We start from the raw sequence: 22,340 nt of genomic DNA on the forward strand, positions 1-22,340 counted from the left end.
TTCAGGCTCCAATAACGATTTGCGTCACACCGACCTCGTCGCCACCACCGGTGGCACGGAAGCCGCCTTCTGCGCCGGCCCGAAGACCGACGCCTGGCCCAGCAGCCACAGCGCCAGCGCACCGCCCGGCAGGTAGTACCAGGGCATGCGCGACATTTCGTAGTGCTGCATCAGGTAGAGATTGATACCGAAGGCCAGCGCCATGCCGAGGACCACGCCGGCCGTGGTCAGCAGCAGGTTCTCGGTCTGGAAGTACTGCATGATGTGTCCGCGCGTGGCGCCCACCGCACGGCGGATGCCGATCTGCCGGCGCCGCTGGCCGACCCAGAAGCTGGTCAGGCCGACGATGCCGAAGGCCGTCACCGCCAACATCACCACGCACACCAGCACCAGCATCCAGGCCATGCTGCTCATGTCGGCGAAGTACTTCTCGCGGATATCGCTGTATGTCTGGGCCTCGGCAACCGCGCCGGGGTTGAGGTCGGCCAGCTTCTGCTCGGCCTCGCGCATGATGCGCTCGCGGTCCTGCGGCGCACTGCGGATCACGTAGTAGGCCAGCACGCCCTTGGACCCGCCGGCACTGAGCGGGTAATACGTGCTGTCGTAGATGTAGGGCCCGGCCTGGTTGCCAAATCCCGGGCGCAGCACGTCGGCCACCACGCCGATCACCATGTAGTAGTGCGGCATCGAATACAGCTTCTTGCCCAGCGCCGACTGTCCCGGCCACAGCTTTTTGGCCAGGCTTTGGGTGATGACGACCACATGGGTTTCCGGCAGGGGTGCCGTGTCGAACTTGCTGCCGGCGTAGTCGTCGCCGTTGAAGAAACGCCCCTGCAGCAGGCGCAGCCCCAGCGCCTGGTCGGCGCCTTCGCCGACGAAGTACAGCGAGACGTTGTGGCTCTTCTGGCCGCTGACGGTGACGTCGGGGTCGAGGCCGAAGCTCCAGCCCCAGTTGTTGTGGCTGAGCGGCAGCGTGCTGGTCGCCGCCACCGCCTGCACGCCGGCGATGCCGCGCAGCGCGGCGAGGTTGCGCGGAATGTCGCTGCCGGCCAGCTTGTCGTCGGTGCCGCGAAGGACCACCGTGGCGATGCCCTGCTCGTCGATCGCATTGCCCAGATGGATGTCGGACACGCGCTGGCTGATCATGAACACGGCGTTGCACAGCACCGCGCAGGCCAGCGCGATCTCCAGCACGATCAGGCAGGCGGGAATGCGGTGCTTGCGCAGGCTGGCGAAGATCGGACGGATTTCCATGGCCACCTCAGGCAGCTTTCAGTTGCGGGGCCGGCGCCAGCACGCAGGCGCGCCAGGCCGGCAGGATGCCGGCGATCAAGCTGGCGCCCAGGGCGACGACGAAGGTGAAAGAGAACATGCCCAGATCGAGGTGCGCGAGGCTGGCATATTCCGCGGGCTGGTGACGGATGCCCAGCAATCCCAGCTCGGCGAACAGCAGACCCAGTACGCCGCCGGCCATGCCGACGATGGCCGCCTCGATCATGAACTGGGTGAATATTTCGCGCCGGGTGGCACCCAGCGCACGACGCACGCCGATTTCCTGCGAGCGCCGCAGACATTTGGCCAGCAGCAGGCCGACCGTATTGACCACGCAGATCAGCAGGAAACCGAACGCCAGCCCGGCCTGCAGGCGCACGTCGTCAGGCACCACCTGCTGGTCGCGCAGCCATCCCATCAGATCGAGCAGTGCCGTCTCCGGCCGCTGCAAGCGGCCCTGCGCGATCTGCTGCTGCACGTAGCTGGACAGGAAGGACTTGTAGCTCGACACGGCGGCGTCATCGGCCAGTTCCACCCACACACCGAGCCACATGCACGGCGCCGTTTCCAGGTGCTTGATGTCGGTGACGGACGCGTAGCATTCGGTGTCCTGCGGACCCATCTCGATCGCGCGCGCCGTCTTCAGCGGCAGGAATGCGGCGTCGCCGTCGCCGTAACTGCGGCCGCCAAGATTCTGCGCATAGAAGCGCGGCTGCGGCGCCCACGGTTTCAGCACGCCCACGATGCGGAAGTCGCGGTCGTTCAGGCGAATGGTCCTGCCCACGCTGTCGGCGCCGCCGAACAGCTTGTCGTTGAGGAATCCGGCGATCACCACCAGTTGCGCACCGTTGTCGTCGTTCGCGGCCGTCCAGCCACCGCCGTACTGGAACGGCGCATCGAACATCGCAAAGAAATCCGCCGTGGTCATCACCGTGTCGCTGAAGAACGGGTGCTTGCCGCCCTGTTGCGGCAGGATCTTCGCCTGGCTCAGCGCCATCGCCGCCTGGTGCGTGGCGCGGTGCGCCCGCAGCAGGTTCATCGCATCGACATAGGTCATCGTCGGCGCCGGTTTGGCCTGCCCGGCGATATAGCCGTCCTTCGTATTCGGATCGATCTGCGGGTAGAAGAGCTGCGCGCTCTTCTGCGGCAGCGGATCGCCGGAGAGCAGCCGCAACACGGTCAGCGTGGTGATCGTGGCGCCGATGCCCAGCGCCAGCGCCAACACCATCAGCGTGGTGAGCACCTTGTTGCGCCGAAGACTGCGCAGGGCCAGGTCGAGGTAATAGGCAAGCATCCGTCACGCTCCAATCAAGGGTTGCATCACACCGACCTCGTCGCCACCACCGGTGGCACGGCCGCGGCGCGCAGCGCCGGGCCTAGCACCGCCAGCTGCCCGATCAGCCACAACACGATTGCGCCGACCGGGAAATAGACGGCTGGAAGTCTGGGCAATTCGTAGTGCAGCATGAGGAACAGGTTGACGCCGTAGGCCAGCACCATGCCCAGCGCGATACCGATGGTGGCGAGCAGGAAGTTCTCGGTCTGGAAGTAGTTGAGGATGTTGCGCCGGGTCGCGCCCAGTGCGCGGCGCACGCCGATCTGGCGGCGCCGCTGCGCCACCCAGAAGCTGGCCAGGCCGACGATGCCCAGCGCCGTCACGACCAGCAGCGCGATGATGACCCCGACCAGGATCCCGGCCATGGCGCGGTCGTTCTGGAAGAAATCGCTGCGGATGTCGTCGAGTGTCTTCTTCCCGAGGATGATGCGGTGCGGGTCGGCCTTGCGCAGCACATTGGCCGCGCCCTCGAGCACGCTCTCGCGCTGTCCGGGCGCCGTGCGCAACACGTATCGGGATGCGCTGGCAGCGCTCAGCCGCAGCGGGAAGACCATCGTCCACTGCGCCGTGTCGTCACCCATGAACAGCGATGGCCGGATCAGCGCCTGCATCACGCCGATCACGCGCACCGAGGTGTCGCCGAGATAGATGCTCTTGCCCAGCGCGCTGCCCCCGGGCCACAGCCGTTCCGCCATCGCCTGCGTGATCACCACCGAACCCACCTTGCTCTGCAGGTTGGGATCGGCGCGCATGTCGTCGTAGTCCATGTACTCGTCGGCATTGAAATCGCGTCCCGCGACCAGCTGCACGCCGTAGGTCTTGATCAGGCCTTCGCCCATGTACATGGTGGCGTTGAGGGTGGGCAGCTTCTGCGTCGGATCGAGCTTGATGCTGGTATTGGACGAGCTGTTGGTGAACGGCACCTGGTTGACCAGCGCCGCCGCGGTCACCCCGGGGATCCGTCGCAGCAGCGCGAGGTCTTCCTGCGCGCGCGCCTTGGCATCGGCGGGCTTGCCGATGTTGGCCACCTGGAGCTGCACCAGCTCGTGCTCGACCACGCCACTGACCATCTCGGTGCGCTGCAGGCGCTGGCTGATCAGGAACACGGCGTTGCAGACGATGGCGCAGGTCAGCGCGATTTCCAGCACCAGCAGCAGCGCGGTGATCTTGTGCCGGCGCAACGTGGAAAGAATGGGGCGGATATCCATGTCAGTTGCTCTTCAATTGCAGCGCAGGCGGAATCAGGCAGGCGCGCCAGGCCGGCAGCAGGCCCGCCAGCAAGCTGGCCACGACGGCAAACACGAACGTCGCCAGCAACATCGGCAAGTCCAGATGCGCCAGCGCGGCATAGTCCGAAGGTTGCCTGCGCACCAGCCACAGGCCGAGCACCGCCAGCAGCAGGCCGCCGGCACCGCCGGCCAGGCCGACCGCCGCGGCTTCGACCAGCAGCTGCGCAAACAGCGAGCGGCGCGAAGCGCCCAGTGCGCGGCGCACGCCGAGTTCGCCCGAGCGGCGCAAAAACTTGGCCAGCATCAGCCCGACCGTATTGACCAGGCACACCAGCAGGAAGCCGAACGCCAGCCATACCTGCAGATGCACATCGCTGGGCACCACCTTGTTGAAATCCAGCCAGCCCATCAGGTCGGGCAGGCGCACATTGGGCGGGCGCTGGAAACGGCCCAGCGCCTTCTGGTCCCTGGAATAGTTGAGCAGGAACTCACGGTACGCAGCGGCAGCCGCCGGCGTATCCAGCTGCACCCACAATTGCAGCCAGGTGCAGGTGGCGGTCTTCATGTTGTCGCGCGAGCCCTTGCCCCAGCAATCGGTCGAGCCGTTGCGGGCGAACTTCAGATCCACCGCCGTGGTCAGCGGCACGAACACACCCTCGTCGGAGGAGTAACTGCCCGTGTTGAGATCGTAGAAGTGCGGCGTCGGCCGCCAGCTGTCCAGCACGCCGACGACGCGGAACGCCACGTCGTCCATGCGCAAGGTCTGCCCGGTACTGTCCTTGCCGCCGAACAGCTTGTCGTTGAGTTCGCGCGTAAGCACGGCCACGCGCGCGCTGGCTTCGTCGTCGGCCGCGTTCCAGCCATGTCCGTAGAGGAACGGCACCTCGAACATCGGGAAGAAATCGGCGGAGGTGTAGCGCGCGTCCTCGAAGAACGGATCGATGGAGGACTGCGCAGGCTGGATCGGCACCGCGCCGCCGGTCATCAGCGCCTGGTAGCGGCCGCGCTTGGCATGCAGCAGCGCCATGCCGTCGACCCAGCCGACCTGCGCCGGCGGATCGTCCCGCGGCTTGTAGCCATCCATGTCCTGCGGATCCAGTTGCGGATAGAACAGCTTGCTGCTCTTTTCCGGCAGCGGATCACCGGACAGCACGTGCAGCACGGTCAACGTGGTCATGCTGGCGCCGATGCCCAGCGCGATCGCCACCACCATCAGCACGGTGAGCGCCTTGTTGCGTCTGAAGCTGCGCAGAGCCAGATCCAGGTAGTAGCTGAACATCGTCTCGCTCCATGAACTACGGTCTCTCCCCGGCGGCGCCGGGGAGGGGGCGGCTTTCAAGCTTTCACGTATTCACACTGCCCGCGTCGCCACCACCGGCGGCACGTTGGACGCACGCCGCGCCGGCACGAATACCGCACCCTGCCCCAGCGCCAGCACCACCACGATGCCGACCAGCACATACGCCGCCGGCAGGCGATCCATCTCGAAGTGGTGCATCAGCAGCAGGTTGAGGCCGATCGCGAGCAGCAGGCCGATCACCGCGCCGACACTGGCAATCGCCAGGTTCTCGATCTGGAAGTAATGCAGGATGTCGACCTTGCGAGCTCCCAGCGCACGCCGCACGCCGATCTGCCGGTGCCGCTGGCCGACCCAGAAACTGGTGAGGCCGACGATGCCGGCGGCGGTGACCGCCAGCAGGATCAGGCATACCACGCCCATCAGGATGGCCATGCCGACATCGGCGCGGTAAGCCTCGGCGCGAATGTCGGCGAACGACTTGACGCTGTCGTCGTCGAGCACGCGCAGCGGATTGGTCTTGTACAGCGCTGGCGTCACCGCCTGCATCGCCGCTTGCAGCCGGCCCGGCTTGGCACGAATGGCATAGCGCGCGAAGTTCGCGTTCAGGCGAGTCGGCGCCAGTGTCGCGTTCCACACGAAGCTGCTGGTCCAGCTACCCACTGCCGGCACCTGCATGCGCTCCACCAAGCCGATGATGGTGGTCGGCGCGGGGTCGCCGTTGAGATAGATGGCCTTGCCCAACGCGTCGCCCTTCGGAAACAGCTTGTCGGCAAGCGCCTTGGTCATGATCACGATGGATGGCTCGCGCTTGTCGCGCATGCCCTGATGCTGCACGTCGGCCGCCGTGAATGCCCGGCCTGCCACCAGGCGCAATCCCAGGGTGGCCAGCGCCTGGTCGTCGGTGAAGTAGTACGTCGTGCGTGCGTTGCCTTGGCGCAGCTCCTTGCCCGGCTGCAGCGCCACCGAGCCGTTCCACGAGGAGTTGAGCAGCGGCAGCGAGTTGATCGGCGCTACCGAGGCAACGTCCGGCAGGCTGCGCAGCGCAGCAAGATCGGCCTGCTGCATGCTGTCGAGTTTCTCCACGCTGTCCGGATCGTCGCCATTGGGTGCGCCCACCCATTGCTGGCTGACCAGGAACAGATTGTTTTCGTCCAGGCCGGTCGGGCGGTGCACCCGCTCGATGCGTTGGCCAATGATGAACACCGCGTTGCAGACGATCGCGAGGGTCAGCGCGATCTGCAGTGCGATCAGCACCACGCCCGCCTTGTGCCTGCGCAATGCCGAGATCATGGGATGCAGAGTCATGGGATGATCCTCAGTTCGACTTGAGCTGCCACGCGGGCTGCACGCGCGAGGCACGGAAGGTGGGATAGAGCCCCGCCAGCGTGGTCGCGACCACGGCGACCAGCAGGGTGAGCGCGAGCAGCGAGACATCCAGCCGCGCCAGCGAGGCGATGTCCTTGGGCAGCACCCAGCTCACGCTGGCCACGCCCACGCCGGTGAGCAGCAGGCCCAGCGCACCGCCGGCCAGTCCGATCATGCCGGCCTCGGTGAGGAACTGCGCATAGATCGCCATGCGGGGTGCGCCCAGCGCACGGCGCACGCCGATCTCGCTGCTGCGGCGCAGGAACTTCGCCAGCAGCAGCCCGGCGGTATTGACCAGGCAGACGATCAGCAGGCCAAGCGCCACCAGCAGCGAAACCTTGGTGTCGCTGGGCACCACCTGCTCGTGATCGAGGAACGCCGGCACGTCGCGCAATCGGTTGTTCGGAGCCCAGCCGAAGCGCCCGGCGTTCTGCTGATCCTTCGCGTATCCATCCAGCCAGGAGCGATAGGCGCTGACCGCGGCGGCGTCATCGAGCTGGACCATGTAGGCGATCCAGATGCAGCTGGAATGCTGCAGGCCCACGAAACCCGACTCCGCGGGGATTTCGCTGCAGTTCGTATTGCCATCGTTGGGAATGCCCATCGCGATGGCACGCTCGAACGGAATGAACACGTCCTCCACGCCGGTGGAAAAGCCACCGGTATTGACCACGTCGTAGAAGCGCGGCTGCGGGTTCCAGTTGTTGAGTACGCCGACCACGCGGTAATCCTTGCCCTCGATGTTGACCGTGCGGCCCACGCTGTTTTCGCCACCGAACAGTTTCTCGTTGAGCTTGCTGCTGATCACGGCAACTGCGGCGCGCTGTGTGTCGGCATCCGCATTCCAGCCGCCGCCGTACAGAAACGGCACATCGAGCATCGGAAAGAATTCGCTGTACACCGCGTGTCCGCTCACGTTGATCGGATGCTTGCTGGCATCGGCCGGCACCACCGAAGGCGAGATCTGGTACATCGCCGACTGCAGCTTGCCGCGATGCGCACGCATCAACGCCATCGCGTCGGTGTAATCCATCGCATCCGGCGGCTCATTGTCGGTACTGTTGGGGCCACGGCCTTTCGGTCCCCACATGTCGATCTGCGGCACGAACAGTTGCGACGACTTCCACGGGATCGGGTCGCCCGATACCGCGCGAAACACCGACCAGGTGGTCATCGACGCGGCCACGCCGAAGCCGATCGCCAGCACCATCAGCGCGGTGAGACCGGGGCTGCGCCTGAGGCTGCGGAAGGCCAACTCGAGGTAATAGCTGAACATGTCGTTCTCCGTGGGGTTTCGGGCACCTTCTCCCCAACGGATGTCGGGAAGAGGGTTTCATGCATTCACACCGATCGCGTCGCCTCTACCGGCGAGACCTGCGAAGCACGCAACGCCGGCGCCAGCACCGCGCCCTGGCCAAGCAACAGCAACGCAATCACGCCTACCACGACATAGGCCAGCGACAACCGCGCCATTTCGAACTGCGTCACCATCCACAGGTTGATGCCGACCGCCAGCACCGCACCCATCAGCACGCCACCGATGCCGATCAGCAGGTTCTCGGTGAGGAAATAGTTGAGGATGTCGCCCCGCGTGGCGCCCAGGGCACGGCGCACACCGATCTGCTTGCGCCGCTGGCCGACCCAGAAGCTGGTCAGGCCCACGATGCCGGCGGCCGTGATCGCCAGCAGCACCACGCTGATGATGCCCATCAGGATCGCCATGCCCACGTCACGCTCGTAGGCGCGCTCGCGTACCTGGGCGAAAGTCATCACGCCGTCCTTGCGGTCGATGATGCGCATGCGGCTCTGCGCGTACAGGGCCTTCGGCGCATCGCGCATCGCGGCGGCAAGCTGGCCGGGCCGCGCGCGAACCACGTAGTACGTGTAGTCGTTCAACAGCCGCGCCGGCACCAGCACGGCGTTGTATGCGTAGGGACCGGCCCAGCTGCCGGTCATGTGCGCCTGCAAGGTGTCGGTGATGCCGATGACGGTGGACGGCTTGTTCCCCATCGATACATAGATGGTCTTGCCCAGCGCCGAGCCATCGGGATACAGCCGATGCGCCAGGTCCTTGCTGATGATCACCTGCGCAGAGTGCATCGCGTCGCGAGGTTGCTGGGCGCCGACTTCGCTCGCGGTGAAATTGCGCCCGGCGATCAGGTGCGTGCCCAGCGTCGCCAAGGTGTGGTCATCGGAGAAATAGATCGCCGAGTCGGTCGTCATCTTGACCTGGTCGGGCTGCAGCTTGATGAAGTTGTCCCAGCCGGTACCGTGCAGGGGGAAGCTGTTGGTCGGCGCGGCATCCTGCACGCTGCCGAGCTGGCGCAAGGCGATCAGGTCGGCCTGCATCTGCACGTCGATGCGCTGCGGATCGGATTTGTCGGCCCAATCGCTGCGTATCACGAACAGGTTGGTTTCATCCACGCCGCTGGGCCGCGCCATCCGCGCCATGCGCTGCTGGATGATGAACAGCGCATTGCAGACAATCGCCAGGGTCAGCGCGATCTGCAACGCAATGAGCACGGTGCCGGCCTTGTGGTGCCGCATGGCGGCGAGAATGGGTTTGATCTGCATGATGTTCCCCATCCTCTCAGTTGGATTTCAGCTGCCACGCCGGCTGCACTTTCGCGGCGCGCCAGGTGGGATAGAAAGCCGCCAGTACGGTGGCCACGACCGCCACCAGCAAGGTCATCGCGACCAGCGAAAAGTCGAGATGGGCAAGCCGCGCGATCTGCGGTTCGAACAGCAAGCCCACGCCGAACATGCCCAGCGCCGTCAGCAGCAGGCCGAGCACGCCGCCGGCCAGGCCCACCGTGGCCGCCTCGATCAGGAACTGGCGATAGATCTCGCCTCGTGGCGCGCCGAGTGCGCGACGCACGCCGATCTCCGCCGCGCGGCGCATGAACTTGGCCAGCAGCAACCCGATGGTGTTGACCAGGCAGATGATGAAGAAGCCCAGCGCGACCATCAGCGAGATGCGGCTTTCCGGCGGCACGACATGCATGTAATCGAGCCAGTTGTTGACGTCGCGCAGGCGTACGTTCGGTGCCCAGTGAAAGCGGCCGGCACGCTGCTGCTCGGCGGCATAGTGGGTGAGGAACTCCCGATAGCTTGTCGCCGCGGCCTGATCGGCGAGCTCCACCCATACCGGCACCCACACGCATTCGCCGTGCAGCCAGGCATCGCGGCCGGTGCCGAAATCCACATTGCTGCCGCAGTTGTTGCGTCCGGAGGTGTCCATCGCCACGTCGACCGCACGGGTGAATGGCAGGTACAGCTGCACCGGATCGCCGAACTGGTTGCCGCTGAACACGTCGTAATAGCGCGGCTGCGGATCCCAGTGCGCCGTCACACCGACGACGCGGTACGTGTGCCGATCCATGGTGATCTCGCGGCCCACGCTGTCGGCGCCGTTGAAAAGCTGCTGGTTGAGCTCGTGGCTGATCACGGCCACCGCGGCGCGCCCGTCGTCGTCGCTTGCGTGCCAGGGTCCGCCGTATTCGAACGGCACGTCGAACATGCCGAAGAAATCCGCGTTGGTGGCGTAGCCGTCGGCGATGAAGGGAATGCTCTGGTTGCCTTCCGGCAGCACCGATGGCGCCACGGCGAAGAGCAGCGTCTGATGCGCGGCCTTGTGGGCCGCGACCAGCGCGGTGGCGTCGGTATAGGTGAGCGCCTCCGGCGGCTCACCCTCGTCGTTGTATTGCGGGCCGCGGTTGTCGACCAGCACCGTATACAGCTGCGAGGATTTGCCGGGAATCGGGTCACCCGACACCGCGCGGAACACCGACCAGGTGATCATCGATGCCGCCACGCCGAAACCGATCGCCATCACCATCAACGCGGTCAGCGCCGGATTGCGGCGCAGGCTGCGCAGACCAAGCTGGAAGTAGTAGGCGAACATTGCGGCGATGACTCTCCGGGGATGATTGCGGTGCCCCCCGGGTGGTGCCGAGGGGCGTTATTTCCGTGGGACGCCTCGCGGCGCCGGGCTCAGGCGATCGTGCCGGCGTGTTCCGCGTGCATGGTGTGGAAGCGCGGATCCTCCGACAGGTCCACCACCTGGCCGTCGATGATGTGCACGTTGCGCTGTGCGCGCGCGGCGAGCTCGGGGTCATGCGTGACCATCACGATGGTGGCGCCCTCGCGATGGATGTCTTCGAGCAGCTCCAGCACGCTGCGCGCCATCTGCGTATCCAGGTTGCCGGTGGGCTCATCCGCCAGCAGCAGGCGCGGCGAGCCGGCCAGTGCGCGGGCGATCGCCACGCGCTGCTGCTGACCGCCGGACAGTTCGGCCGGATAGTGCTTGGCGCGCGAGGCCAGGCCGACGCGCTCCAGCGAATCCATGATGCGCTGCTTGCGCTCGGCCGCCTTCATGCCGCGGTAGCGCAGCGGCACCTCGATGTTGTCGAACACGTTGAGGTCGGGGATCAGGTTGAACGCCTGGAAGATGAAGCCGATCTTCTCGTTGCGGATCTTCGAACGGGCGTTGTCGTTGAGGTTGCTGACCTCGATGCCGTCCAGGTGGTACTCGCCGCCCGAGAAGGTTTCCAGCAGGCCGGCGATGGTCAGGAAGGTGGTCTTGCCGGAGCCGGACGGACCGGTGACGGCGACGAACTCGCCCTCCTTCACGTCGATGTTGAAATCGCGCAGGGCATAGGTCTCCACCACTTCGGTGCGGTAGACCTTGGACAGGTGGGTCATCTTGAGCATGGTTGTTCCTCGGTGGTGGTGATGTCTGTTGTTGTGACTCGTTGCCCTGCGCGCAGGGCAACGAAGCTCAGTTGCTGATCGCGACGGTCGCCGCGCCCTTGAAGCTGTCGGTACCGGAGATCACGATGCGGTCGCCTTCCTTGAGGCCGTCGAGGATCTCCACCTTGTCGATGCTGGAAGTGCCGACGCGGATCGGGGTCTTGGTGGCGATGCCGTCGCGCACCAGGTAGGCGTAGCTGCCACCGGATTCGTCGACGAACGAGCCGCGCTGCACGGTGAGCACGTTGTCGCGCTTGTCCAGCAGCACGCGCACCGACAGGCGCTGGTTCTGGCGAAGCTGCTTCGGCGTCTCGCCGTCGAAGCGCAGCCGCGCGGCCACCTGTCCATTGACCACTTCGGGAGAGATCGCGCTGACCAGGCCTTTCCACACGTGGCCGTTGCCGCTGATCTCGCCGGTCATGCCGATGCCGAGCGAGCGAGCGAAGCTTTCCGGCACCTGCATCTCCACCTGCAGGGCCGACAGGTCGATCACGCTGAGCAGTTGCGCGTCCTTGGCAACGGTGGCGCGTTCGGCGATGAACAGCTGGCCGACCTGGCCGTCCACCGGCGACTTCACGTTGAGGTCGTCGACCTGCCGCTGCAGGTCCTTCACCAGCAGCAGCTGGCGCTCATGTGCGAGCTTCTTCGACTGGATGTCGAAATTGAGGCTGGCGTTGTCCATGCCCAGGTCCGCCTGCGCATGCTGCAGCGTGATCTTCGCCTTTTGCAGGGTGTCCTTGGAGCGGTCCACGTCCATGTTCGGCACGGCGCCCTTGGCGAACGCCTTCTGGTTGCGGTCGAGGTCGCGCTCGGCGGCCTGCAGGTCGATCTTGGCGTTGTCGAACGCCTTCTGCAGCTCGCCGCGCTTTTTGCGCGCGTCGATCTGCGCGCGCTGGTAATCCACTTCCATCGCGTCGGCGTTGCTCTGCTCCTGCGCCAGTTTGTTGGTGAGTTCGGGGCTCACGATGGTGGCCAGCACCTGCCCTATCTTCACCGTGTCGCCGGCATGCACCTGCAACGTCACCGCGCCGCCGGAGGTGGCGTACAAGGTGGGGCTGACCGCGGCGACGACCTTGCCTTCGGCGGCAATGTCGTTGACGAACAGGCCGCGCTCGACGGTGGCGAACGCCAGCCGCGAACTGCTGACCGATGCCGATGCTGAAAACAATCGTCCGATACCCGGTGCCAGCCAGGCCAGCAGCCCAAGGACGAGGACGCCGGCACCGAGCAGGAGCAGCTGGCGCTTGCGGTTGGGTTTGACTTCGACCAGGCGGTCTTGTGCGGAAGTGTCGCGAATCATCTGTGCCGTTCCTGACCGCGTACAGCGCGGTTGCATGGCAGTCTTTGCAATCCACGTGCCACTGGGTAACTGCGCGGCAACCGATTGTCTTGCAACGGTTTGATGCGCACAGACGCCCTCGGCGCAGTGTCCGCGGACACCACACGGACAGCCGGACGAACACGCCGCGGTCAGCTGCCGCCCCGCAGGAAGCCGAAAGGCCCCGGTTCGCACCGGGGCCTTTCGGGAATTTCCGTTCCGTGCGGACGCGCAGCTTGCCTGCCTAGAACTCCTGCTTGAAGCGTAAGCCGATGGTGCGCGGCTGGTTGGTGACGGTGTAGACCTGTCCGTTGGGGTATTGCGGCACCACGCCGTGGGCGGCGCAGGTCGCCTCCGCACATTCGGCGTACTTGTAGAGCTGCCCGCGCTTGTCGAACACGTTGTTGATGTAGACGTCCACCGACCAGCTGTTTCTGTGAAAGCCCGCGGAGAGATCCATCGTGGTGTAGGCGGCGAGATTGCCGTCCAGGCTGTTCTCGAACGTGCGCAGGTCAGACCTGCGTTCGCCCACATGCACCAGCGCACCCTGGATGAACAGCTCGTCTTCACCAAGATCGAAGGTGTAGCGGGCGATGAGGTTGCCCTTGAACTTCGGCGTCACCGGCAGCTGGGCGCCCTTGGGCGCTTCCGGCCCACTGACGGTATCGCCCGTGAGCGGGTTGACCGTGCCGGCCGGACAATCGGTGATCGGCTTGCCGCTGGGGTCGGTGAACCCGCAATAGTTGGCGGCCAGCTTGGCATCGTAGAAGGCCACGCCGCCACTGATTTCCAGGTTGTAGGTGGCGGCCCAGTTCAACTCCGCCTCGAGGCCCCTGATGCGCGCCTGATTGGCGTTCTTGATCTCGGTCAGGCCGTTGGCGCCCAGGATGCCGAACTGGAAATCCTTCCAGTCCTGCTGGAACACCGAGCCGTTGAGCGACAGCCGGTTGGCGAACCAGGTGGTTTTCCAGCCGAACTCGTAGCTGGTCAGGTAATCCGACTTGTACGGCGGCAGCGAGCCGCGACGGTTGATGCCGCCGGGGCGATAGCCTTCGGATCGGGTGAGGTAGATCATCTTGGTCGGCGTGATGTTCCAGGTCAGATTGGCCTTGCCGAGCGAGCCGGTCTCCTTCACGTTCTTGTCGAAGTCCAGGCAGGGGGCGCCGCGATACGGCTGTGGCGAAATGCAGCCCGCCTCGCCGTAGCTGGAACTGGGCGAGTAGCCCGAGCTGAAGCCGTAGAAGCCGCCCAGGCTGTTGTCGGCACGGAAGTAGCGCCCGCCAACCGTGGCCGTGAGCGTGTCGGGGATGATGTCGTAGGACAGTTCGCCGAACACGGCCTCATCGCGATCAGTGCGAACCTGCTCGGTCAGCCAGAGAGTGCTCGGCCAGCCGGTCACCGAAAGGGAATCGGCCAGACCGTTGATCATGTAGCGCTGTTCGATGTCGTGCACCGACTTTTCCCAGAACAGGCCGCCCACCACGCGCAGGCGATCTTCCTTCGGCGAGGCCAGGCGCAATTCGTGGCTGTTCATGGCGTACTTGTCTTTGCCAATGATGTACTGGGACGGATTGATCAGTGCGCCGTTGTTGTCGTAGATGTAGGTGCCGTACGAATAGGGAAGCTGGTCGTACCAGAACGAATAGTCGCTGTAGTCGTTGTGCTCCACTTGGTTCCGCTTCAGATGCGCGTAGGCATAGGTCAGGTCGAAATTGCCGATCTTGCCCTGCACCGTCAGCGCCGCCTGCCACCAGCGGTCGGAAGTGCGCTCCGGATAAAAGTGGGTAACGGCCAGATCCCCGATCGCCGGATCGGTGGCGATGTTGCCGTTGGCCACCGTGTTTTGCCCCATCACCGTACCGTCGATCGACCAGTCGTCGTTGAGATCGACCTTCAGCGCCGCGCGCGCGCCGTCGATGTCGTTGGTGTTGTAGTTCTTCTTGGCCGCGGGCATGCAGACCAGCAGGCTCGTCGATGTGCAGTTCCTGGCGTTGCTGACGGTGATGCCGGAACTCGGGTAGGTGCGCGTGCCTTCCTTGTTGTCGATATAGCCGGCATCGTGTTCATGCCAGCCGACCAGGCGGATCGCCGCAGTTTTGGAGATCGGGATATTGACCATCCCCTCGGCCACGTGCCCGATGCCGCCGTTGGCAACCGAGTCGATGCCGACACTGTAGCTGGCGCCAAAACCGCTGGCATCGGGCTTGTTGGTGATGATGCGCAACGCCCCGGATTCGGCACTGGCGCCGTAAAGCGTGCCCTGCGGCCCGACCAGGGCTTCGACGCGGGCGATGTCGTACATGTGGATATCGAGCGGACCGGTGACCGTGGTGACCGGCTGCTCGTCCAGATACACGCCAACGCTCGGCCGCGAAGCGGAATGGTTGCCGTCGCCGCCGCTGGCCACGCCGCGCATGTAGATCTCGGAGAAGCCGGGGCCGGCGCTCTGGTAGGACACGCTGGGCAGGTACTTCACATAGTCATCGAAGTTGGCTATGTGGAGCTGCTCGATTTTTTCCGTGCCCAGCACCTGGATGCTGATCGGCACCTTCTGCAGGTTTTCGGTGCGTTTCTGGGCGGTGACGGTCACCGCGCTCAGCGTCGCGACCTTGTGCTCCGTGGCCGGCGTCCCGGTCGGCGCCTGGGTCTGGCCGGTGTCCTGCGCGAAGGCCGCCGAGCTCATGGCGAAGCAGATCGCCGCGGCGAGCGGCAGGCGGTTCAATCTCGTCCGCCGTGTTTGTGCTGTACCCCTAGTCCTGTGCATTGGATCCCCTCTCTAATGTTGATGACGATCAATCGGAAACTGCCACATCGGATTCAAATCCCGGCACGTCGGGGTATCGCTGCAGCACCTGCCCCAGTGTCGATTCCAAAGGCACCAGCCATGGTGCGTAGTTCTGCCAGTGATCCACGCCCCCGCGGTAGATCGGCTGGCGCACCTGTTCCGAACTCGCGGTGCGTACGGGCCGTTCGTTCTGGAAGAACCGCAGGCACGATTCCTCGAACGGCAGGCCGCAATGGTCGAGCAGGCGCCGAACCTCCCCTTCGGTGTCCTCGACCATGCGTTCGTAGATGACGCGGTGGATGCGACCAGGCAGCACCGCGTCGAAATGCGCCATCAGCGCGACATAGTCGCGGTAGTAGCGACCCAGGTCATCAAGGCTGTAGCTGAAGCCCTGCCCGCGCGCGAAGTGCTGCTTGAAGCCCGAGAAGCAGCAGGCCAGCGGGTGCCGTCGCGCATCGATGATGGTCGCGTTCGGCAGCATCAGGTGGATCAGCCCGATGTGCATGAAGTTGTTCGGCATCTTGTCGATGAACAACGGCGCCACGGTCTTGCGCTGGATGCGGGTGTTGGCGAGGTAGCGCTCGCCCAGATCGCGCAGCGCGGTGGCGTCCAGCGCCGCCAGCGCCTCGTGGTAGGGCATGTCGCCGCCGGCGCCCGCCTGCTCGCGCAGCACGCGCGTGATCGAGGTGACCTCGGGCAGCTCCATGGTGCCTTCGACCTGGCTGTGGCTGGCCAGGATCTGCTCGATCAGGGTGGAACCGGAACGCGGCAGGCCGACCACGAAGATCGGGTCGCGCGCCGGGCTGCCGCAGCCCGCGCGCGCGGCGAAGAATTCGCGGGTGTAGCGCTGGCGGATGTGCCGCACGCGCGCGCTGGTCTCATCGGCGCTGTAGTGCAGCTGCGTGCGGCGGATCGCGTTGCCCTGCGCGTAATGCCGGAAGGAAGACTCGTAGTCGGCGGCGTCCTCCAGTGCCTTGCCGACGGCGAACTCCAGGTGCAGCCGGTCCTCGTCGCCCAGGTCGGTGCGCGCCAGCTGCCGGCGCATCGCGGCGAGGTCGTCGGCGCCGAAGCGGAAAGTCTTGAGGTTGGCCAGGCTCCACCAGACTTCGCCGAAGGACGGCTCCAGCTCCAGGCTGCGGCGGTAGGCGGCAATTGCACGTCCGGCATGGCCGGCGGTCTTGAGCGCGTGGCCGTAGCTCATCCACACCTTCGGATTGTCCGGGTACTTTTCCAGCAGGTCGGCGTAGATGGCGATGGCCGGCTCGTAGTCGCCGACCCGGCACAGCACCACCGCCTTGAGATTGCGGTAGCCGGGATGGGTCGGCGCCGCCGCCAGCAGGCGATCGATCTGCGCCAGCGCCTGCTCCGGCCGGTTGCTGCGATGCAGGACCTGGGCGTAGTTCTGGCGCGCGGCATCGAAACCGGGCGCCAGCTCCAGGCAACGCTCGAGCAGGTGCAGGGCTTCCTCGTTGCGACCCAGCCGGGCGGCGACCTCGGCGAACATGCGGATCGCCGCCACGTCGGTCGGCGCCTGCTTCAGGTGTTCGCGCAGCAGCGCCTCGGCCTCGGGAATGCGGTTCTCGACCAGCGCGACGGCGGCGGCCAGCAACTGCGGGTCGCTGGTGGAATGGCGCACGTGGTTGGCGTAGGCGGCGTCGGCGGCCTCCTGCTCGCCGGCGGCCATGAGGTGGTCGCCGAGCGCGCGCCATGCCTGCGGCAGGTCGGGCTTCAGCGCCACCGCGCGGCGCAGCGCGTCGATCGCCTGCTGGCCGCGCCCGTCATGGCCCAGCGCCAGGCCGAGGTCGAGATGGGCGACCGCCCAGTTCGGTTGGCTCCGGGCCAGCGGATCGAGGATCTCGAGCGCGCCTTGCGTATCGCCCTGCCCGATCCGCGCCGCCGCCAGCAACCGCAGCGCGGCGGGGTGGTTCGTGGCCACCTTGAGGATCTCCGCCGCCTGTTCGCCGGCCAGGGCCGGGTCGCTCTGCAGCAGGCGCTCCGCATGGACCAGCGCCTGCTCCAGCGTGCCGATGGCGGTCGCGTTCGTCATGGCCGGCACGTCGGTGGCGGCACGGCGGCTCGGCCCACGGCGGTGGGCGGACAGTGCGGGAAGGGGAATGCGGCGTGTTGCATGAGGAGACAGCAGCTCCTTAAAGATTCTTTAGCAATCTATAGTCAAATTCCAGCGAACGGTAGTAGGCATCGACCAGGATGCGTTCGTCCTGGCCGTGCGAACGATCGTCGTCGACGTCGTAGGCGATTCCGTTGAACACATAGGACGGCATCCCCGCCGCGCGCAGGAACACGCTGTCGGAAGCGCCGGCGGACATGTAGGGCGTCACCGGAATCGGTCCCCACAGCTCTTGCGCCACCTTGGCGATCCGCGAGAACAGCGCTTCGTCCACCGGACTGGGCGGGCTGGGCTGCGGCGGCGCGACGCGGGCGATCTCGGCGCCGGAGTCGGCCACGGCCTGGCGCAGCGCCGCATCCACGCGGCCCGGATCCTCGTCCGGCAGCAGGCGGCAGTTGATCGTGGCCCGTGCGATCTGCGGCAAGGCGTTCTCGGCGTGCCCGCCCTGTAGCAGCGTCGGCACGCAGGTCGTGCGCAACTGCGCGTTGTTGTAGGCGGAAGACGCCGCCAGCCGCGCCATCGCGGCCGGATCGGACGGCTCGCGGGCGACCGCGCGCATGTCGGCGGCGAGCGCGCCCGAGTAATCCTTCGCCAGCGTCGCGTAATAACCCCGCGTGGCCGCGTTGGCGCGCAGCGGAAACTGCAACGACGCCAGCCGGTCCAGCCCCTTCGCGAGTCGATAGATCGCGTTGTCGGCGGTCGGCAGGGAGCTGTGCCCGCCGGGGTTGTGCACGGTGAGGGTGTAGCTCAGGAAGATTTTTTCCGCGGTTTCCACCGACAGCACCGCCGGCTTGCCGCCGCGGATCTCCGGTCCGCCGCCGTCGACGTTGATCGAATAGGCGGAACGGATCAGCTCGGGCCGATGCGCGAGCAACCACTGCACGCCGTTGGCGACGCCGTCTTCCTCGCCGGCGGTGAGCGCGAGGATGCAGTCGCCCTCCGGCGCGAAGCCTTCGCGGTGCAGCCGCAGCAGCGTGTGGACCAGGCCGGCGCCCGCGCCCTTGATGTCCATGGTGCCGCGACCGTAGAAGTAGCCGTCGCGCTCGGTCAGCGCGAACGGATCGACGTGCCAGTCCGCGCGCCGCGCCTCCACCACGTCGAGGTGCGCGAGCAGCAGGATCGGCTCGCGTTCGCCGCGGCCGCGCAGGCGCACCACCAGGTTGCGCCGGCGCGGATCGTCGCCGACCACCTGCACGTCCGCCGGCGCGAAGCCGGCGTCGAGGAAGCGCCGGGCGAGCTTTTCCGCCGCGAGCGTGGTGCTGCCGTGTTCGGAGGTGGTGTCGACGGCGATCAGTTCGGCGAGCAGTTCGCGGCCCAGCGCGCGGTCGGCCTGCGGCGCGCTATCGGCGGCGCGACCGGCCGGCGGCAGCAGCGCCGCCGTGGCGATGAGGGCAGACAGGACGAGGTTTCGATTCATGGACGCTCCAGTGCCAGGGCCAGCCCCTGGCCGACGCCGACGCACAGGCTGACCAGCGCGCGGCGCTGGCGGTGGCGACGCAGCGCGAACGCCGCGGTCAGCGCCAGGCGCGCGCCGCTGGCGCCGAGCGGATGGCCGAGCGCGATCGCGCCGCCGTTGGCGTTGACGTGTTCGGCATCGTCGGGCAGGCCGAGCGTGCGCGTGCAGGCGAGCACCTGCGCGGCGAACGCCTCGTTGATCTCGATGCGCTCGAAGTCGGCCAGGCCGAGGCCGGTGCGCGCGAGCAGCTTGCGGATCGCCGGCACCGGGCCGATGCCCATCACCCGCGGCGCGACGCCGGCCGCGGCCATGCCGACGATGCGCGCCAGCGGCTGCAGGCCGTATCGCGCCAGCGCCGCATCGGAGGCCAGCAGCACGGCGGCGGCGCCGTCGTTGAGACCCGACGCATTGCCGGCGGTGATGCTGGTGCCTGCACCGAGCAGCGGCTTGAGCGCGGCCAGCTTCGCCGCCGTGGTGTCGGCGCGCGGATGCTCGTCGACCTGCACGACGAGCGACTCCTTCCCGTGCGGCGCATGCACGGCGGTGATTTCCTCCGCCAGCCAGCCCTGTGCCTGCGCGTGCGCGGTGCGCTGCTGGCTGCGCAGGGCATAGGCGTCCTGGCTGTCGCGGTCGATGCCGTGCTCGCGTGCGAGGTTCTCGGCGGTCTGCGTCATCGAGTCGATGCCGTAGCCGGCCTGCATGCGCGGATTGACCAGGCGCCAGCCCAGCGTGGTGTCCTCGAGCTGCTGCCCGCGGGCGTAGGCAACGTCGGCCTTGGCCATCACGTAGGGCGCGCGCGACATGCTCTCGACGCCGCCGGCGACGACCAGCTCGGCCTCGCCGCAGGCGATCGCGCGCGCGGCCTGGCCGATCGCTTCGAGGCCGGATGCGCACAAACGATTCACGGTGACCGCGGGAATACTTTCGGGCAAGCCGGCCAGCAGCGTCGCCATGCGCGCCACGTTGCGGTTGTCCTCGCCGGCCTGGTTGGCGCAGCCGAGGATCACCTCGTCCAGCGCGGCCCAGTCCAATGCGGGATGACGCGCCATCAGCGCCGCGATCGGCAGCGCGGCCAGATCGTCGGCGCGCACGCCGGCCAGCGCGCCGCCAAGGCGGCCGAACGGCGTACGCGTCGCATCGACCAGCCAGGCGCTAGTCATAAACGCTCCTCATCGCCATGTGCGGCAGCCAGCCACCGCGCCGGATCGCCTGCTCGATCGCGTGCTGCGCCTCGTGCAGCGCCGGCAACATCTGCTTGACCGCGCGCGCCGGCGCTTCGTCGCTGTACGGCATGCCGATGTTCAGCGCGGCCACCACGCGGCCGTCGCCGGCGCGGATCGGCACCGCGATCGAGCACAGTCCCGGCTCCAGTTCGCGCGAGGTCAGCGCATAACCCTGCTCGCGCACCCGCTGCAGCTCGGCCTTCAGCGCGCTGGCGGTGCGGATCGTCTGCGGCGTGTAGGCGCGGAATTTCTGACCGCGCAGCCACGCAGCCAGCTCGGCCTCGGGCAGGTCGGCCAGGATCACCCGCCCCATCGAGGCGGCGAACGCGGGCAGCCGCGCACCCACGCCCAGCGCCACGCTCATCACCCGGCGCACCGGCACGCGCAGCACGTAGACGATGTCGCTGCCGTCCAGCACCGCCATCGAGCACGACTCGCCCACCCGCTGCGACAGCTGCTCCAGGCTCTGCTGCGCCAGCTCGGTCAGGTCCAGCGAGGTGAGGTAGCTGTAGCCCAGCTCGAGCACGCGCGGGGTCAGGAAGAAGCTGCGGCCGCGGCTGCCGACATAGCCCAGGTGCTGCAGGGTCAGCAGGCTGCGGCGCGCCACTGCGCGGGACAGTCCGGCGCGCTCGGCGACCTCGGACAGGCTCGGGCTGGGCTGCTCGCGATCGAACGCGCGCAGCACCTTGAGGCCGCGCGCCAGCGATTGCACGTAATCCGCACTGTCCTCGAATGCTGTCGATGCCATGCGCTGAGCGACCTCCATTGACAGGCCGAGCGTAGAAGGTTTCCAATGGGTTCGCAATACGAATTGTTGTGCGATTATCGAACAAATCGGTTGGGGAGCACCCTTGGCAAACGAACGCGACAGTGTCTTGCACAGCTGGTGCGTGCAGTCGGCATGGCAGGCACCGACCGTGGTCGGCGGCAGCGGCGCACACCTCGTACTGGAGGACGGGCGCCGCATCCTGGACATGAGCAGCCTGGCCGAATGCAGCAACCTCGGCCACCAGCATCCGCGCGTGGTCGCGGCGATCCGCCGGCAGGCCGAACAGTTGTGCTTCGTCACCTCGGCGTGGGGTGCGCAGCCGCGCGCGGAGCTGGCCGAAGCGCTGCTGGAGAAGGCCGGTTTCGACGGCGGCCGCGTGTTCTTCACCCTCGCCGGCGCGGATGCCAACGAAAACGCGGTGAAGTTCGCGCGCCAGGCCAGCGGCAAGCCGCACGGGCTCATCGTCACGCGCGACCGCTCCTACCACGGCGCCAGCTACGCCTGCATGGCGCTGTCCGGCGATGCACGCACCAGTTCGCAGATCGACCCGGAAGCGTTCGGCGTGCTCCATGTGCCGCCGCCGGATACTTATCATTGCCCGTTCGGCAGCGAGGATGCACAAGCCTGCGGCGAGCGCGCGGCCGCGGCGGTGGCGGACACGATCGACCAGCACGGCGCGTCGTCGGTCGCCGCGGTACTGATGGAACCCAACGCCGGCACCAACGGCATCGTGCCGCCGGACAGCTACTGGCCCGGCCTGCGCGAGGCGACCCGCGCGCGCGGCGTCTGGCTGATCGCCGACGAAGTGATGAGCGGCTTCGGCCGCTGCGGCGAGTGGTTCGCCTGGCAGCGTCATGGCGATGCCGGCAAGCCCGACCTGATGACGCTGGCCAAGGGCCTGACCGGCGCACATCTGCCGCTCGGCGCCGTGGTGCTGTCGGCCGAGGTTGCCGCCCGGCTGCAGCACGAAATGCTCTACACCGGCCTCACCTACTGCGGCCATCCGCTGTCGTGCGCAGCCGGCCTGGCCGCACTGCGCGCCTACGAGGACGACGGCCTGATCGCGCGCTCGCGCATCCTCGGCAAATGGATGTATGCCGAACTGCAGGCGCTGCAATCACGCCACGCCGTCATCGGCGATGTGCGCGGCGGCCACGGCCTGTTCGCGGTGGTCGAACTGGTCGCCGACCGCGCCACGCGCGAACCGCTGGCGCCATGGCCGCAGACGCCGCCCGCGTTGCATGCGCTGGTCGACGCGGCGATGGCCGAAGGCGTGTCGTTCGCCTGCCGCGGCAACCTGATCCTGCTGGCGCCGCCGCTGGTGATCGAAGGACACATCCTGGCCGATGCGCTGGCCCTGCTCGACCGCCTGCTGGCGCGCTTCTTCCCTGCTGCCTGCTGAGGATT

General features: G+C 66.9%; 16 protein-coding genes. 1 reads left to right on the forward strand and 15 read right to left on the reverse strand.

All coding sequences use genetic code 11. The features are described from left to right. Positions 1–24: 24 nt before the first annotated feature. The 15 genes from ACFPME_RS04435 to ACFPME_RS04505 all read right to left on the reverse strand — a co-directional run bounded on the left by ACFPME_RS04435 (position 25) and on the right by ACFPME_RS04505 (position 20,912). A complete protein-coding gene (locus ACFPME_RS04435) occupies positions 25–1,254 on the reverse strand; it encodes an ABC transporter permease (protein WP_377302424.1) in 1,230 nt (409 codons plus the stop codon). Between the two features lie 7 nt (positions 1,255–1,261). Next, on the reverse strand, positions 1,262–2,566 hold the full coding sequence (locus ACFPME_RS04440; RefSeq protein ID WP_377302426.1) for an ABC transporter permease: 1,305 nt from the start codon (positions 2,564–2,566) through the stop codon (positions 1,262–1,264). Between the two features lie 26 nt (positions 2,567–2,592). Continuing rightward, on the reverse strand, positions 2,593–3,816 hold the full coding sequence (locus ACFPME_RS04445) for an ABC transporter permease (protein WP_377302428.1): 1,224 nt from the start codon (positions 3,814–3,816) through the stop codon (positions 2,593–2,595). Between the two features lies 1 nt (position 3,817). Continuing rightward, positions 3,818–5,116 carry an ABC transporter permease gene (locus ACFPME_RS04450; RefSeq protein WP_377302430.1) on the reverse strand — a complete coding sequence of 433 codons (1,299 nt, stop codon included), beginning with the start codon at positions 5,114–5,116 and terminating at the stop codon, positions 3,818–3,820. 72 nt (positions 5,117–5,188) lie between these two features. Continuing rightward, positions 5,189–6,442, reverse strand: a complete 1,254-nt coding sequence (locus ACFPME_RS04455; RefSeq protein WP_377302432.1) for an ABC transporter permease — start codon at positions 6,440–6,442, stop codon at positions 5,189–5,191. Positions 6,443–6,452: 10 nt separating this feature from the next. Continuing rightward, positions 6,453–7,778 carry an ABC transporter permease gene (locus tag ACFPME_RS04460; protein ID WP_377302434.1) on the reverse strand — a complete coding sequence of 442 codons (1,326 nt, stop codon included), beginning with the start codon at positions 7,776–7,778 and terminating at the stop codon, positions 6,453–6,455. Between the two features lie 65 nt (positions 7,779–7,843). Further along, positions 7,844–9,076 carry an ABC transporter permease gene (locus ACFPME_RS04465; protein WP_377302436.1) on the reverse strand — a complete coding sequence of 411 codons (1,233 nt, stop codon included), beginning with the start codon at positions 9,074–9,076 and terminating at the stop codon, positions 7,844–7,846. 16 nt (positions 9,077–9,092) lie between these two features. Continuing rightward, the gene (locus tag ACFPME_RS04470) at positions 9,093–10,406 is read right to left on the reverse strand and encodes an ABC transporter permease (RefSeq protein WP_377302438.1); all 1,314 of its coding nucleotides are present in this window, start codon (positions 10,404–10,406) and stop codon (positions 9,093–9,095) included. A gap of 89 nt (positions 10,407–10,495) precedes the next feature. Then, the gene (locus tag ACFPME_RS04475; protein ID WP_377302440.1) at positions 10,496–11,215 is read right to left on the reverse strand and encodes an ABC transporter ATP-binding protein; all 720 of its coding nucleotides are present in this window, start codon (positions 11,213–11,215) and stop codon (positions 10,496–10,498) included. 67 nt (positions 11,216–11,282) lie between these two features. Then, on the reverse strand, positions 11,283–12,554 hold the full coding sequence (locus ACFPME_RS04480; protein ID WP_377302442.1) for an efflux RND transporter periplasmic adaptor subunit: 1,272 nt from the start codon (positions 12,552–12,554) through the stop codon (positions 11,283–11,285). A gap of 262 nt (positions 12,555–12,816) precedes the next feature. Continuing rightward, positions 12,817–15,336, reverse strand: a complete 2,520-nt coding sequence (locus tag ACFPME_RS04485; protein WP_377302444.1) for a TonB-dependent receptor — start codon at positions 15,334–15,336, stop codon at positions 12,817–12,819. 28 nt (positions 15,337–15,364) lie between these two features. After that, complete coding sequence (locus ACFPME_RS04490) at positions 15,365–17,404, reverse strand: tetratricopeptide repeat-containing sulfotransferase family protein (protein WP_377302446.1); 2,040 nt, start codon at positions 17,402–17,404, stop codon at positions 15,365–15,367. 100 nt (positions 17,405–17,504) lie between these two features. Continuing rightward, the gene (locus ACFPME_RS04495) at positions 17,505–18,902 is read right to left on the reverse strand and encodes a M20/M25/M40 family metallo-hydrolase (protein ID WP_377302448.1); all 1,398 of its coding nucleotides are present in this window, start codon (positions 18,900–18,902) and stop codon (positions 17,505–17,507) included. Continuing rightward, positions 18,899–20,101 carry a 3-oxoadipyl-CoA thiolase gene (pcaF, locus tag ACFPME_RS04500; RefSeq protein ID WP_377302450.1) on the reverse strand — a complete coding sequence of 401 codons (1,203 nt, stop codon included), beginning with the start codon at positions 20,099–20,101 and terminating at the stop codon, positions 18,899–18,901. Before pcaF ends, ACFPME_RS04495 begins: the two co-directional genes overlap by 4 nt. After that, on the reverse strand, positions 20,094–20,912 hold the full coding sequence (locus ACFPME_RS04505) for an IclR family transcriptional regulator domain-containing protein (RefSeq protein WP_377302452.1): 819 nt from the start codon (positions 20,910–20,912) through the stop codon (positions 20,094–20,096). The genes pcaF and ACFPME_RS04505 overlap by 8 nt, the downstream gene beginning before the upstream one ends. Positions 20,913–21,015: 103 nt before the next feature. Between ACFPME_RS04505 and ACFPME_RS04510 the strand changes: the two genes are divergently transcribed. Beyond that, positions 21,016–22,335: an aminotransferase family protein gene (locus ACFPME_RS04510; protein WP_377302454.1), complete on the forward strand. Its 1,320-nt coding sequence runs from the start codon at positions 21,016–21,018 to the stop codon at positions 22,333–22,335. Positions 22,336–22,340: the final 5 nt, after the last annotated feature.

It is taken from the genome of Rhodanobacter umsongensis (assembly GCF_042654965.1).
Lineage (GTDB): Bacteria > Pseudomonadota > Gammaproteobacteria > Xanthomonadales > Rhodanobacteraceae > Rhodanobacter > Rhodanobacter umsongensis.

What these genes read in the sequence shown, in the direction of transcription:
- ACFPME_RS04475 (WP_377302440.1), bottom strand. Translation starts at nt 11,215, where the DNA reads ATGCTCAAGATGACCCACCTGTCCAAGGTCTACCGCACCGAAGTGGTG.
- pcaF (WP_377302450.1), bottom strand. Translation starts at nt 20,101, where the DNA reads ATGACTAGCGCCTGGCTGGTCGATGCGACGCGTACGCCGTTCGGCCGC.
- ACFPME_RS04445 (WP_377302428.1), bottom strand. Translation starts at nt 3,816, where the DNA reads ATGGATATCCGCCCCATTCTTTCCACGTTGCGCCGGCACAAGATCACC.
- ACFPME_RS04450 (WP_377302430.1), bottom strand. Translation starts at nt 5,116, where the DNA reads ATGTTCAGCTACTACCTGGATCTGGCTCTGCGCAGCTTCAGACGCAAC.
- ACFPME_RS04470 (WP_377302438.1), bottom strand. Translation starts at nt 10,406, where the DNA reads ATGTTCGCCTACTACTTCCAGCTTGGTCTGCGCAGCCTGCGCCGCAAT.
- ACFPME_RS04465 (WP_377302436.1), bottom strand. Translation starts at nt 9,076, where the DNA reads ATGCAGATCAAACCCATTCTCGCCGCCATGCGGCACCACAAGGCCGGC.
- ACFPME_RS04435 (WP_377302424.1), bottom strand. Translation starts at nt 1,254, where the DNA reads ATGGAAATCCGTCCGATCTTCGCCAGCCTGCGCAAGCACCGCATTCCC.
- ACFPME_RS04460 (WP_377302434.1), bottom strand. Translation starts at nt 7,778, where the DNA reads ATGTTCAGCTATTACCTCGAGTTGGCCTTCCGCAGCCTCAGGCGCAGC.
- ACFPME_RS04485 (WP_377302444.1), bottom strand. Translation starts at nt 15,336, where the DNA reads ATGCACAGGACTAGGGGTACAGCACAAACACGGCGGACGAGATTGAAC.
- ACFPME_RS04455 (WP_377302432.1), bottom strand. Translation starts at nt 6,442, where the DNA reads ATGACTCTGCATCCCATGATCTCGGCATTGCGCAGGCACAAGGCGGGC.
- ACFPME_RS04480 (WP_377302442.1), bottom strand. Translation starts at nt 12,554, where the DNA reads ATGATTCGCGACACTTCCGCACAAGACCGCCTGGTCGAAGTCAAACCC.
- ACFPME_RS04490 (WP_377302446.1), bottom strand. Translation starts at nt 17,404, where the DNA reads ATGACGAACGCGACCGCCATCGGCACGCTGGAGCAGGCGCTGGTCCAT.
- ACFPME_RS04440 (WP_377302426.1), bottom strand. Translation starts at nt 2,566, where the DNA reads ATGCTTGCCTATTACCTCGACCTGGCCCTGCGCAGTCTTCGGCGCAAC.
- ACFPME_RS04505 (WP_377302452.1), bottom strand. Translation starts at nt 20,912, where the DNA reads ATGGCATCGACAGCATTCGAGGACAGTGCGGATTACGTGCAATCGCTG.
- ACFPME_RS04495 (WP_377302448.1), bottom strand. Translation starts at nt 18,902, where the DNA reads ATGAATCGAAACCTCGTCCTGTCTGCCCTCATCGCCACGGCGGCGCTG.